Source organism: Photobacterium aphoticum (genome assembly GCF_001029435.1).
Taxonomy (GTDB): Bacteria; Pseudomonadota; Gammaproteobacteria; order Enterobacterales; family Vibrionaceae; genus Photobacterium; species Photobacterium aphoticum.
The window spans coordinates 1-13,251 of sequence record NZ_LDOV01000052.1; the positions used below are offsets into that span (position 1 = coordinate 1).

At 53.1% G+C, this 13,251-nt stretch carries 12 protein-coding genes and 1 tRNA gene; 6 read left to right on the top strand and 7 right to left on the bottom strand.

What is annotated here, in order from left to right:
• Positions 1-408 precede the first annotated feature (408 nt).
• From ABT58_RS22085 to rpsU, 5 genes are all read right to left on the bottom strand, one after another.
• Positions 409-484, bottom strand: a tRNA-Ile gene (locus ABT58_RS22085).
• Positions 485-704: 220 nt separating this feature from the next.
• Positions 705-2,552 carry an RNA polymerase sigma factor RpoD gene (gene rpoD, locus ABT58_RS22090; protein WP_047876606.1) on the bottom strand — a complete coding sequence of 616 codons (1,848 nt, stop codon included), beginning with the start codon at positions 2,550-2,552 and terminating at the stop codon, positions 705-707.
• 92 nt (positions 2,553-2,644) lie between these two features.
• Complete coding sequence (gene dnaG, locus ABT58_RS22095) at positions 2,645-4,405, bottom strand: DNA primase (protein WP_047876607.1); 1,761 nt, start codon at positions 4,403-4,405, stop codon at positions 2,645-2,647.
• Positions 4,406-4,578: 173 nt separating this feature from the next.
• Positions 4,579-5,022, bottom strand: coding sequence for a GatB/YqeY domain-containing protein (locus tag ABT58_RS22100; RefSeq protein WP_047876608.1), 444 nt, complete (start codon positions 5,020-5,022; stop codon positions 4,579-4,581).
• Positions 5,023-5,049: 27 nt separating this feature from the next.
• Positions 5,050-5,265: a 30S ribosomal protein S21 gene (gene rpsU, locus ABT58_RS22105; protein ID WP_005301411.1), complete on the bottom strand. Its 216-nt coding sequence runs from the start codon at positions 5,263-5,265 to the stop codon at positions 5,050-5,052.
• Positions 5,266-5,447: 182 nt separating this feature from the next.
• On the opposite strand from rpsU, the gene tsaD reads away from it, so the two are divergent.
• Positions 5,448-6,473: a tRNA (adenosine(37)-N6)-threonylcarbamoyltransferase complex transferase subunit TsaD gene (gene tsaD / locus ABT58_RS22110; protein WP_047876609.1), complete on the top strand. Its 1,026-nt coding sequence runs from the start codon at positions 5,448-5,450 to the stop codon at positions 6,471-6,473.
• An 86-nt stretch (positions 6,474-6,559) separates the two neighbouring features.
• Here the strand turns inward: tsaD and plsY are convergent, their stop codons facing one another.
• Entirely contained in the window at positions 6,560-7,228 is a 669-nt protein-coding gene (gene plsY / locus ABT58_RS22115) for a glycerol-3-phosphate 1-O-acyltransferase PlsY (protein WP_047876610.1), read from the bottom strand.
• A gap of 214 nt (positions 7,229-7,442) precedes the next feature.
• Here plsY and folB point away from each other — a divergent pair, with 214 nt between their 5' ends.
• From folB to ABT58_RS22130, 3 genes are read left to right on the top strand one after another with little or no spacing between them, the layout of a single operon-like run.
• Positions 7,443-7,796: a dihydroneopterin aldolase gene (folB, locus tag ABT58_RS22120; RefSeq protein WP_047876611.1), complete on the top strand. Its 354-nt coding sequence runs from the start codon at positions 7,443-7,445 to the stop codon at positions 7,794-7,796.
• Positions 7,793-8,275 (top strand): 2-amino-4-hydroxy-6-hydroxymethyldihydropteridine diphosphokinase, encoded by a 483-nt coding sequence (folK, locus tag ABT58_RS22125; RefSeq protein WP_047876612.1) that lies wholly within the window; start codon positions 7,793-7,795, stop codon positions 8,273-8,275. The genes folB and folK overlap by 4 nt, the downstream gene beginning before the upstream one ends.
• A gap of 16 nt (positions 8,276-8,291) precedes the next feature.
• Positions 8,292-9,098 carry an undecaprenyl-diphosphate phosphatase gene (locus ABT58_RS22130; RefSeq protein ID WP_047876613.1) on the top strand — a complete coding sequence of 269 codons (807 nt, stop codon included), beginning with the start codon at positions 8,292-8,294 and terminating at the stop codon, positions 9,096-9,098.
• Positions 9,099-9,191: 93 nt separating this feature from the next.
• On the opposite strand, the gene ABT58_RS22135 is transcribed toward ABT58_RS22130, so the two are convergent.
• Positions 9,192-10,421 (bottom strand): multifunctional CCA addition/repair protein, encoded by a 1,230-nt coding sequence (locus ABT58_RS22135; protein WP_047876644.1) that lies wholly within the window; start codon positions 10,419-10,421, stop codon positions 9,192-9,194.
• 188 nt (positions 10,422-10,609) lie between these two features.
• Here ABT58_RS22135 and ABT58_RS22140 point away from each other — a divergent pair, with 188 nt between their 5' ends.
• Entirely contained in the window at positions 10,610-12,346 is a 1,737-nt protein-coding gene (locus ABT58_RS22140) for an AAA family ATPase (RefSeq protein ID WP_047876614.1), read from the top strand.
• Entirely contained in the window at positions 12,346-13,236 is an 891-nt protein-coding gene (locus ABT58_RS23570; RefSeq protein ID WP_053063172.1) for a general secretion pathway protein GspB, read from the top strand. Before ABT58_RS22140 ends, ABT58_RS23570 begins: the two co-directional genes overlap by 1 nt.
• The last annotated feature ends 15 nt before the right edge of the window (positions 13,237-13,251 follow it).

Below are 13,251 nucleotides of genomic sequence, written 5' to 3' on the forward strand. Positions count from 1 at the left end.
AAATCCTAGATCGCTGGGTCGGTCACACTAGACTGGCCCAACATTCCCCCTCAGCCCTTGCGCTACCTAGCAGTAAAAAATATTTTTCTCAGCCATTTCGTTGTCGCCGTCGTCGGTCCGGTCCTAGTCCGGTCCGTTGTGAAAAAATTGGTGTGAGTTTGGCGACGACGACGTCGAGGAACAGTGTCTAAATTCCATTTTTACCTGAGATGCATTTTGACGCAGAAATGTATGAGATGAATTTGAGGAAGACTAAATCCAAATCCAACTGAGGTAACTTAGGATGAGTTGAGATAAATTGGGATGAGTATTTCGGGCAGGAAATTACTGTGAGGCTTTCCAGACCGGATATGGACCGGACTAAACGAAAAAAGCCTGACGAGTTTCCTCATCAGGCTTTCTGGAATTTGGTGGCCCCTGACAGACTTGAACTGTCGACCAAGCGATTATGAGTCGCCTGCTCTAACCACTGAGCTAAGGGGCCAGTGTGCGGGAAATTATATGGGATGCTTATGGGGTTGTCTAGCGAATAAAGTGGTTGTTTTGTCTGCTTTTTAGGCAGTTGCCCCGCAGTTAGACGTGGATCGCAGGTGGGCTAACATATTGATTAATTTCAAGAGAGGCGCAGTAACTGCGTGCATGACCGACTTGCATAAAAAAACGGGCACAAGGCCCGTTTTTTTATTGATATCGCTGTCTGACGATTACTCGTCCAGGAAGCTACGTAGTACGTCTGAACGGCTTGGGTGACGCAGTTTACGCAGTGCTTTGGCTTCGATCTGACGGATACGCTCACGCGTTACGTCGAACTGCTTGCCCACTTCCTCTAGGGTGTGGTCAGTGTTCATGTCGATACCAAAACGCATACGCAGGACTTTCGCTTCACGTGGTGTCAGGCCAGCCAACACTTCGTTTGTCGCCATACGTAGGTTCGTTGCGGTTGCCGCGTCCATTGGTAGCTGAAGCGTGGTATCTTCAATGAAATCACCTAGGTGCGAATCTTCATCATCACCGATTGGGGTTTCCATTGAGATTGGCTCTTTCGCAATCTTCAGGACTTTACGGATCTTGTCTTCTGGCATCTGCATGCGCTCAGCCAGTTCTTCCGGTAGTGGCTCACGACCCATCTCCTGCAGCATCTGACGAGAGATACGGTTCAGTTTGTTGATGGTTTCGATCATGTGTACCGGAATACGGATAGTACGTGCCTGATCCGCGATAGAACGGGTGATTGCCTGACGGATCCACCATGTTGCGTATGTCGAGAACTTGTAACCACGACGGTATTCAAACTTATCAACCGCTTTCATCAGACCGATGTTACCTTCCTGGATCAGATCCAAGAACTGTAGACCACGGTTGGTGTATTTCTTCGCGATAGAGATAACCAGACGCAAGTTCGCCTCAACCATCTCTTTCTTCGCACGGCGGGCTTTCGCTTCACCGATAGACATACGACGGCTGATGTCTTTGATACGCTCGATAGACAGGCCCGTTTCTTCTTCTAGAATACGCAGTTTCAGAGAAGCACGACGAAGATCTTCTTCGTAGGTCTTCAGGCGTTCTGCGTATGGTTTACCAGAATTCAGGGCTTCGTCGATCCACTCGCTTGATGCTTCGTTGCCGGCAAAAAGATTCACGAAGGTTTTCTTCGGCATCTTACTGTTGTCGACACACATACGCATGATCAGGCGTTCGTTAGTACGCACTTTGTCCATGGCGTCACGTAGCGAGCTAACCAGTTTATCAAACTGTTTCGGGATCAGACGGAACTGCTTGAAGATTTCAGACAGTTCTTCAATCGCCACTTCAGTGGTTGGGTTCTGACGGCCGTTCGTTTCAATGGCCAGGGCCATTTTTTCGTAGGCTAGACGTAGCTCGTTGAATTTTTCACGAGCGACTTCTGGGTCGATACCTGAATCTTCTTCTTCAGCCGAATCGTCATCGTCTTCGTCATCTTCAAGATCTTTGTCTTCATCTTCAAGATCGGCTTCACTCAGCTCAGAGCCGATGTGCGTCGCTGTTGGCGCCGCGCTTTCTTCTTCGTTTGGATCAACAAAGCCAGAGATGATGTCTGTCAGACGTAGTTCGTCAGCTTCTACTTTGTCGAATTGCTCAAGCAGATGGGCGATAGCGGTTGGGTATTCAGCAACAGAACACTGAACCTGGTTGATACCATCTTCAATGCGTTTTGCGATATCGATTTCGCCTTCGCGGGTTAGCAGTTCAACGGTACCCATTTCACGCATGTACATGCGTACTGGGTCAGTTGTACGGCCAATTTCGCTTTCAACGCTTGAAAGGGCTTGGGCCGCAGCTTCAATCGCGTCTTCGTCCGCATTGTCTTCTGTCATCATCAGATCATCGGCATCAGGGGCAGTTTCTACCACCTTAATACCCATGTCATTAATCATCTGAATGATGTCTTCCACCTGATCGGAGTCAACGATGTCTTCCGGTAGGTGGTCATTTACTTCGGCGTAGGTCAGATAGCCTTGTTCCTTGCCCTTAGCGACAAGTAACTTTAGCTGTGACTGCGGATTTTGCTCCATAGACGATATCCAACTTAGGGTCTGATTGAGAGAGTAGTATGCAGAGATGCAAACCGTAAATTATAACAAATTTCTTAATTGATGACTACGTACTAGCCGGGACGGTTGAGTATGAGTAACTGCAATTCCCGCATCTCTTCGACTGATAAGCCGACGGTTCTCGATTTAGCCTGCAACTTTTCGATTTGTTGTTTAACGCACTGGTCAATCACTTTGTCCATTGCGTCCAAAAATACATCTAGAGTGTTATCCTCATCTTTGCTGAGGGGAAGCTCCCAGGCGGCCAAACGGGCCAGCATGCCTTCATTTTTGCTTCCTCGCCAGTTCTCTAGCAACTGGCCTGTAGTGATATTGGGGTTCGCGCGGCACTTTTCAACTATTGATATCAATAAATTTAGTCCAGCAACCTCAATCCCTTCAAATGCGGCCATGTCAAATTCAAGGCTGTTCACAAAATCTGGGCGTTGGATCAACAGGGCGATCACTTCGCGCATCGGGGTGCGTTTGATCTCCGGTTGTCCGGCTTTCTTCTGGGCGTCCTGACCGTGCTTGGAGAGCAGTTGTTGCAACTGGGCTTCGTCCGGCAGGCCGAGCTTTTTGCCGAGCATTTCACGCAGGTACAGGCGCAAGGTGCCGCCCGGAACCTTGTCGATCAGCGGGACAGCCAAGGTGCTCAGTTTGGCCTTGCCTTCGTTGCTGCTGGTATCGACCTGCTGCAACAAGGTGGTGAACATGAAGTCAGACAGGGTCATGGCCTGTGCCACTTGCTGTTCAAACCCGTCCTGGCCGTACTGGCGGATATAGGTATCTGGGTCTTCGCCATCCGGCAGGAACATAAATTTCAGCTGGCGGCCGTCGTTAAGGTACGGCAGGGCTTGCTCCATGGCACGCCAAGCGGCATCGCGGCCTGCGCGGTCACCATCGTAACAGCACACCACTGTACCGGTTTGACGGAACAGGGTCTGGATATGATCGCCGGTGGTTGAGGTGCCCAGCGAAGCCACGGCGTAATCAACGCCAAATTGCGCCAGGGCGACCACGTCCATATAGCCTTCGACCACCAGAAGTTTCTCCGGTTCCCGATGGGCTTGCAGCACTTCGTACAGGCCGTACAGTTCTCGGCCTTTGTGGAAGATCGGGGTTTCCGGTGAGTTCAGGTACTTCGGCGTCCCGTCACCCAGTACGCGGCCACCAAAGCCAATGACACGGCCACGGCGATCGCGAATGGGGAACATGACACGACCACGGAAACGGTCATAGCGACGGCCGTTGTCGTTTTCGATCAGCATGCCGGCGGTTACCAGCGCTTCTTGTGCCTCGTTATTGCGGCCAAAGCGAGTGCGTACCAAATCCCACTGATCCGGCACAAAGCCGACCCCAAATTTCTGGACAATTTCGCCCGACAGGCCACGGCCTTTGAGGTAATCAATCGCCACCGCCCCTTCTTGGGTACGTAGCTGGGATTGGTAGAACTGGCTGATCTGGCCCATCATGTCGTACAGGCCGAGTTTTTCTTTACTGCGTGCTGCCGGTTGGCCCCCGCCGGTGCCTTCTTCGCGTGGCACATCCAGCCCCACTTGGGAGGCCAGCTCTTCAATCGCTTCGACAAATTCGAGGCGGTCAAACTCCATCACGAAATCCAGGACGTTACCGTGCGCACCACAACCGAAGCAGTGGTAGAACTGTTTTTCCTGACTGACGGAGAAGGAGGGGGTTTTCTCGTTATGAAACGGGCAGCAAGCGCCGAAGTTTTTGCCTTGCTTTTTGAGTTTCACACGGGCATCCACGATATCTACGATGTCATGTCTGGAAATCAGATCATCGATAAAACTGCGTGGGATTTTGCCTGCCATATCGTGTGTGTTACCTGCAAGTGATGATGGAAGAAGGTGAATCAAAGCAAAAGGTTATTATGGGAATAACGCTTTGATTTGATAGTCGTATCAAATTACGGAGAGGCGAATACAAACAAGCCGCGCATTCCGAAACCGGAGAGCACGGCTTGTTGCAGAAACTGAGTAAGGGATTAACCGAGTTTCGCTTTCACGAGCTGGCTAACTTTACCCATATCGGCACGACCCTGAACTTGTGGCTTAAGCACAGCCATCAGTTTGCCCATGTCTTGCATGCTGGCAGCGCCGGTAGAAGCAATGGCCGCATCCAACAGGGCAGCAACTTCGTCGTCGCTCAGTGGTTGTGGCATGAATTCTTCCAACACGCTGATTTCAGCAAGTTCAACATCAGCAAGATCTTGGCGATTTGCTGCTTCGTATTGAGCAACAGAATCGCGACGCTGCTTAACCATCTTGGTTAGTACTGCCAACACGTCGTCTTCGGAAAGAGTGATCTTTTCGTCCACTTCGCGTTGTTTAATGGCAGCCATAGCCAGACGGATGGCACCAAGACGAGGTTTATCCTTCGCCTTCATGGCCGTTTTTTGTTCGTCTTTCAGACGTTCAATCAGAGTCATTACGCAATCCTTCTGTTAATCGTTAGATTAGTACAGACGAACGCGACGCGCGTTTTCGCGAGCCAATTTCTTCAGGTGACGCTTAACAGCCGCTGCTTTAGCACGCTTACGTACAGTAGTAGGCTTTTCGAAGTGTTCGCGACGACGTACTTCAGAAAGGATACCTGCTTTTTCGCAAGAGCGCTTGAAACGACGTAGTGCTACGTCAAACGGTTCGTTTTCACGTACTTTGATTACTGGCATGTAATACTCACCTCAGAGTGATTCGATTAACGCTGACGTTCAAAAGTGTCAGCTGATTAAAAATGGTGCGAAATTCTAATCTGATCTGGGGGCATTTGTAAAGCATTCTGCAACCCCGAACTGGTTAATTTCTGTCAAGGGCGGTAGTATGGCCCTCAATTACCATAAGTATAGAGGTTGTTATGCGTATACTGGGCATCGAAACCTCCTGTGACGAAACAGGCGTAGCAATTTTCGATGATGAAAAAGGGCTTTTGGCACACGAACTTTACAGCCAGGTAAAACTGCATGCTGACTACGGTGGTGTGGTGCCGGAGCTGGCTTCGCGTGACCATGTCAAGAAGACGATCCCATTGATCAAAGCGGCGCTGCAGTCAGCCAATCTGACCCATGAAGATCTTGACGGTGTGGCATACACCGCCGGTCCGGGTCTGGTGGGTGCGCTGTTGGTGGGCGCGACCATTGGTCGAAGCTTGGCCTATGCATGGAACCTGCCAGCGGTGGCGGTTCACCATATGGAAGGTCACTTGCTGGCCCCAATGCTGGAAGACAATCCACCGGCGTTCCCGTTTGTGGCACTGTTGGTGTCTGGCGGTCACACCATGATGGTGGAAGTGAAAGGCATTGGTGAATACCAAATTCTGGGCGAGTCGATTGATGATGCCGCTGGCGAAGCGTTTGATAAAACCGCCAAGCTGATGGGGCTGGACTACCCAGGTGGCCCGTTGCTGTCCAAATTGGCAGAAAACGGCACTCCGGGTCGCTTTACCTTCCCGCGTCCGATGACTGACCGTCCGGGGCTGGATTTCAGTTTCTCGGGCCTGAAGACGTTTGCGGCTAATACCATTCGCGCGAACGGTGATGACGATCAGACCCGTGCGGACATTGCGTATGCGTTCCAGGAAGCGGTGGTAGATACGTTGGCGATCAAATGTAAGCGTGCCCTGAAGCAAACGGGCTTCAAGCGCTTGGTGATTGCCGGCGGCGTGAGTGCGAACAAGCACCTGCGTGCCCAGCTGGAAGAGATGATGCGTAAAATGCACGGTGAAGTGTTCTACCCTCGTACCGAGTTTTGTACGGATAACGGGGCAATGATCGCGTATGCCGGTATGCAGCGTCTGAAAAATCAGGAAAGCATGGACTTGGGCGTAAAAGCGCATCCACGTTGGCCGATCGATCAGCTTAAGCCGATCAACGAAGCAGAATAAGCGCAGTCGTCGGACTTTTTCGGTACCGATGCGGCACGGATAAGACAAAGCAACCCCGCGCAGCGTCATGGCTGTGGCGGGGTTGTTTAGTTTTTGCTGCGTGTTTCCTGATTTTTAGCGGAGGGCTGAGCGGGATTTTGAACTGCGTTCTGTTTTTTTGAGCGGTTGAATTTCTGCCAAATCTTCGGCTCTTCACCCGCCAATAAGCGGCGCAGGTTGTCGTGGTGACGAAACACAATCAGGCACGACAGCATGGCGACCGGCATGGTGTATTCCGGTTTCACCCACCAGGTAAACAGCGGCGCAATCAGCGCGGTGACCATCGACCCGAGCGATGAGTAACCGGTGATCAAGACCGTGATCAGCCAGGCGCCAATTAACATCCCACTGAGATCCCAGCCAATCGGGGCTAACGCGCCCAGCGCCGTTGCCACCCCTTTCCCGCCACGGAAGTGGAAGAAGATCGGATAGATGTGGCCCAGACAGGCCGCGATACCGATGATCCCCAGCATGAACGGGTTGACGCCGGCAAAGTAGCTCAGCCAGACCGGCAACATCCCTTTGAGAATGTCACAGAACAGTACGGCAGCTGCCGCGCCGCGTCCGCCGATACGCAGTACGTTGGTGGCACCGGGGTTACCGGAACCGGACTCACGCGGATCGGGTAGGCCGTACAGGCGGCTGATCAGCACGGCACTGGAGATAGAGCCCAGTAAGTAGGCGCTGATGATGATCAACAAGACGAATGGTGTCATGCAGGATCCTCGTTACAGGCGATAGCATCGCCGAATTATCCTTGGTCAATTATTTCGCTTTTGTGGGCATATGGTATAGTGCTAGCCCTTGAACTCATAGGCAACCTGATGAGCTTTTAAATCAACGTCATACTATATCGTTACAGACTGTTCGATAATACGCGTTTTGGCTCAAATTAGGTATCCGACCTCTACACATAATTAGCGATTGAACATGGATTCAGTATTTATCGAACATCTTGAAGTCATTGCCTCCATCGGAGTGTATGACTGGGAACAAACAATCAAGCAAAAACTGGTGCTTGATATCGAAATGGCTCACGACAACCGTCCGGCTGCGCTGAGCGATGATGTGACCTTGGCATTGGATTATGCCGCCGTGAGTGGTGCTGTCATGCAACACATTGAAAACGGCCGTTTTCTGCTGGTAGAGCGTGTGGCGGAAGAAATTGCCCAGCTGATCATGAACCAGTTCTCTGTGCCTTGGATCCGTGTACGCGTGACCAAGCCGGGCGCAGTACCGACAGCCCGTGGGGTGGGTGTGCAAATCGAGCGAGGCAGCCGGTGATCACCGCCTATATCAGCGTCGGATCGAACATTGAGCGCGATTATCATGTGCGCGCCGCCATCGCTGAACTGAGGTTGTTGAGCGAAGCCTGTTCGGTGTCGACGATTTATGAGGCAGAGCCGGTGGGCTTTGAGGGCCCGAATTTTTATAACGGGGTCATTGCCATCAACACGTCATTATCGCTCGTTACCCTGCAAGCAACGCTCAAGCAGCTGGAATTGCAGTACGGGCGATCCCCTTCGGCGAAAAAGAACCAAAGTCGCACGTTGGATCTCGACATCTTATTGTACGGGGACTGCGTGAGCGACACGCCCGCTATCCCCCGTGCTGATATTTTTAAATTCGCGTTTGTGCTGCGTCCGCTGATGGAGCTGTGCCCGGATCGTGTGATCCCGGGAGACGGCCGTACGGTGCGACAGGTGTGGCAGGCGTTCGATCGCGAACAGGCCTTATGGCCGGTGGAAGATTTTGTTATTTAAGGACAGTTAAACAACTATGAGCCAGTTTGAAGCGTTTATCTTGGCCCTGATCCAGGGGCTGACCGAATTTTTACCGATTTCTAGCTCCGCCCATTTGATTTTGCCTTCTGCCGTTTTTGGCTGGGCCGATCAGGGGCTGGCATTTGACGTGGCCGTGCATGTGGGCACCTTGATGGCGGTGATTGGCTACTTCCGTAAAGAAGTGGTGTCATTGCTATCAGCATGGCTGGGGTCGATTTTCAAAAAACAACACAATGCCGAATCGAAACTGGCTTGGATGATCGTGATCGCGACCATTCCTGCCTGTATCTTCGGTTTGTTCATGAAAGACATCATCGAGTTGTACCTGCGTTCCGCGTGGGTGATTGCCATTACCACTATCGTGTTCGGTTTGTTGCTGTGGTGGGTGGATGTACGCGCTACGCAGCAAGACGACGAATATCAGGCGGATTGGAAACGCTCGCTGTTCATCGGTCTGTCTCAGGCGGCGGCGATGATCCCGGGCACCTCCCGCTCTGGTGCGACCATGACCGCTGCGCTGTACTTGGGCTTTACCCGCGAAGCGGCCGCGCGTTTCTCGTTCCTGATGTCGATCCCTATTATTTTGTTGGCGGGCGGCTACCTGGGCATGAAGCTGGTGACCAGCGGTAATCCGGTGCAGTTTGATGTATTGGCGATCGGTGTCGCGGTGTCGTTTGTCAGTGCGTACGCGTGTATTCACGTGTTCCTGAAGCTGGTTACCCGTTTGGGCATGTTGCCGTTTGTGGTATACCGCTTGCTACTGGGCGTGGGCTTGATGGCCTTCCTGTTGACCCAGTCATAATCGCGCGTGCGATAAACAGAAAAAAGCCCAGTATTTGCTGGGCTTTTTTGTTTTTGGCTTAGGGCCGTTTCTGTTGCCAGAGAGGCGCGCACGTTAGAGGCGTGATTTCCCTAACGCTTCTTTGACGGCATAAGCGCGGCGTTTAGCGTGCTCTTCCCGAATCGCCGGGCCTTTGAAGCCGTCATCGATGATCGGTTTCACCGCGACACTCAGCGCAGCCGCAAAAGCGGTTTCCAGCAGATCAGCTTGTGGGTACTCAGCCTCTTCAAAACCGGTACGGCCACGCACATCCGCTCGGCAACACAGGGCGAGTTGCGCCACACGCTCGGGTTTTCGCCATGCATCCATTTGATCAAAGATTTTGATGAAGGTGGTCGGGCGCAGCTCGGCAGCGTTGTGGATCTTGGTGTGCTGGGCACACACCATCAGCGCGGTATCTCGGTATTCATTCGGGACACGCAGGCGCTGGCACAATTCACGGATCGCGCCTAAGCCGGTTTGGCAGTGCATTTTATGGCTCGGCCATTCTGCTTCTGGGGTCAGGGCTTTGCCCAGATCGTGCACCTGCGCGGCAAAACGGATCACCGGGGACTCACTCAGCGTGGCTGCCTGCGCCGCTACCAATAGGGTGTGGATCCCGCAGTCAATTTCCGGATGCCATTTCTCTGGCTGTGGCACACCAAACAAATCATTAATTTCAGGCATGATCACCGCCAGTGCGCCACATTGACGCAGGACGGTCAGGAAGATTTCCGGGTTGGCGGTGTGCAGGGAGCGTTCCCATTCTTGCCAGACGCGCTCAGGAGTCAGGGCAGCAAGTTCACCGGCCACCACCATGTCCTGCATCAGCGCCAGCGTTTCGGGGGCAACGGTAAAACCGAGATGGGCAAAGCGGGCAGCAAAACGGGCCACACGTAAGACACGCAGGGGATCTTCCACAAACGCCGGGGAGACATGGCGCAGCAGACGATCCGCCAGATCTTGCTGGCCGTGGTAAGGATCGAACAGGGTGCCGTCATCGGCTTGGGCGATCGCATTGATCGTCAAATCGCGGCGCATCAAGTCCTGTTCAAGGGTGACATCCGGCGCGGAATAGCAAACAAATCCGGTATAACCGGATCCTGACTTACGCTCGGTGCGCGCTAAGGCGTATTCCTGTTTGGTTTTCGGGTGCAAGAAGACCGGGAAATCACTGCCGACCTGGGTATACCCTTGTGCCAGCATTTCTGCCGGTGTGGTGCCGACCACCACCCAATCCTTATCTTTGACGGGTAAACCAAGCAGCGCATCCCGCACCGCACCGCCGACTAAATATTTTTCCACGTTTGTCACCTGTTTTCCGTGAGTGCCATACTTTTGTGTAAGAATTATATCAAATTGCACAACTATCACTAACATCACGCGACCTGAAATAAATTGTCGCTATCGCAATGGCCTTGCCTCTATACATTCAGCAGCGGTAAAGGTAACGTTGCTTTTTCTCTCCTTTGACTCATTGCGAGAATTACAGCATGTACAAGGATTTTTATGGGATCTCGGAATCTCCGTTTTCTATTGTTCCGAGCGCGCGCTTCCTCTATCTGAGCGAGCGTCACCGTGAGGCGCTGACCCATATGTTAGCCAGCTTGGGTGGCGGCGGGGGATTCGGGTTGCTCACGGGGGAAGTGGGAACCGGTAAAACCACCGTGTTACGCGGATTGGTCGCCCGTTTGCCGCAGGAAACGCAGGTTGCGGTGATCCTGAACCCGTCATTATCAACCCATGAGTTGTTGGCTGGCCTGAGCGATGAACTGGGGATCAGCTATCACGAACAAGACTCCATTAAGCAGCTGACCGACGGGATTTATCAGCATTTGTTAGCGAACCATCAGGCAGGCAAACAGACCCTCCTGTTGGTGGATGAAGCCCAGCATTTGATGCCAGATGCTCTTGAGCAACTGCGTTTGTTGACCAACCTGGAAACCGACAGCACCAAATTGTTGAAAGTGGTGTTGGTGGGCCAGCCGGAATTGCAGCAACTGTTGCAGCAGGAAAACCTGCGCCAGTTAGCACAGCGCATTACTTCCCGTTATCACCTGTTGCCGCTGAACGAAGAAGAAGTCAGTGAGTACGTGAACTACCGTTTGCGTGCGGTGGACTGTTTGCATCAGGTCTTCACACCGGCACTGAACTTGCAGATTGCCCGTGCCACCGGCGGGATCCCGCGTCTGATCAACCTGGTGTGTGACAAGGCGATGTTGTATGGCTTTCAGTCCATGCGTCATCAATTGGATAAAGACATTGTCGCCCGTGCCTGTGATGAGGTACTGAGTTGGCAACTACCTCGCCGTCAGCCGTCGAAAAAAGCCCGTACCGTAACTTTTAGTGCGTTCCCGATCTCCGCATTAGCGGCTGGGGTGGTGGTCGCACTGGGGATTGGCTGGTGGAAAGGCTGGATTGATTTGCCGACGCGTCCGTCGGATCGCTCGGTCGAGACAGCGCCAGTGACGGCACCGGCCACAGCATCAAAGGTTGAAACAGACAGTCTGGCACCTGTTTTAGCGCCGAATGTGGTAGACAGCGCGGCGGAGCAGGTGGCCCAGCAAAGTACGGCACAGACGCAAGAGCCGACCATTGTGGTGCAGGCACCGCTCGATCCGGTGCAGAACTGGCGATATACCGTGTTGCAGGCGCAGTCTGAACAAAAAGCGATGCAGACCTTATACCGTTTATGGGGCTACGATCCGGCCGTCAGTTTGGCCAGTTGTGATTCCAGTGATCGCATTGGCTTGAGCTGTTATAACGGCAAGGGCGGGTTGCCTGCGTTGCGTGATGTGAACCGCCCGGCAGTCGTTGCGTTGCGTGAACCGGACGGGGCGCAATATTACGCTGCCGTGTATGCGGTGCGTGACGATAAGGTGGAATTGCTGCTCGGTGGCGAGCGGATTGCCGTTGAGCCGTCCTGGCTCGATGCCCGCTGGGATGGCCGTTACACCTTGCTCTGGCGTCCGCCATTGGGAGACAGTGCGTCCATCCGTTATGGTCAGCAAGGCCAACGCGTGATTTGGCTGGATCATCAACTGAGCACCCTGCTGGGTGAGTTGCCGGACAGTCAGGATACCTTCGGTCAGGCTTTGTTGGATAAGTTGCGTCGCTTCCAGCGTGAGCAGCGTTTGTCGGTGGATGGCATTGCCGGCCCGCAGACCCTGATGATGATTGATTCTGCCTTGCATTTACCTGGGCCGACGTTGCAGCCGGAGAATAGCTAATGTCTAAATTGTTATCGGCGATTGCGAAATCAGAGTCGCAACATACCGGAGGACACAACGCCACCTCCTCTTTATTTTCTGAGCTGATGACCGATCCACGCGCGGCGGCGCGACGGGGGGCGCAGCGCTATCGTACCGCGTTGTTGTTTGCGCTGCCGGTGGTTGCTTTGGTGGGCTATGGCGTATTCACGAATGCTGCATCAGACAGTGCAACACACGTGACCACCGCGTCGGCGGTGGATGAAACGCCGCCGGTGTACAAAGAAGCGGTGAGCACGCCGGTTGTGGAAGTGATTCAGGATGAGCCGTATTTTCCGGCGGGGATTGAGCGCTTGAGTTACCCGGATCTGTACACCGAGCCACTGCCGAGCCACCCGACCGATCCGGATGTGATTGCCGCTGCGCATACACCGTTTGGCACTACTGCACAGGGCGAGATGGGTGAAAGCGGGGAGCCGTTGTTTGTGCCGCCTACCAAACAGACGTCTGATACGTGGGATCTGGATAAGCTCGATTACAGCGGGTTGTCACCGGAATTGGCGCTACAGTTGCGTTCAGCCATTGCTGCCACGGAAGAGGGTGATGAGCCAATGCCTGAGATGCTGGAAAACGAACGTGCGGGGATCCCGGTAGGCGCGAAAGCCGATCTCCAGACCATTGATTTGGCGGATTTGCCGATGGCGGTGAAGAAGCGGATCCCTAAGCTGGATTTTCAAACGCACATCTATTCATCGTCACCGGACAGCCGTTGGGTGAAAGTGAATGGCGAAGAAGCCTATGAAGGGGATGAAATTGCGCCGGGTGTCGTGCTTAAGCAGATCGCGCCGCGCAACGTGGCGTTCACGTTTGAGAACTTCCTGATCTCCATGCCGGCACTATCGTCTTGGTAGTTATCGTCCTGGTAA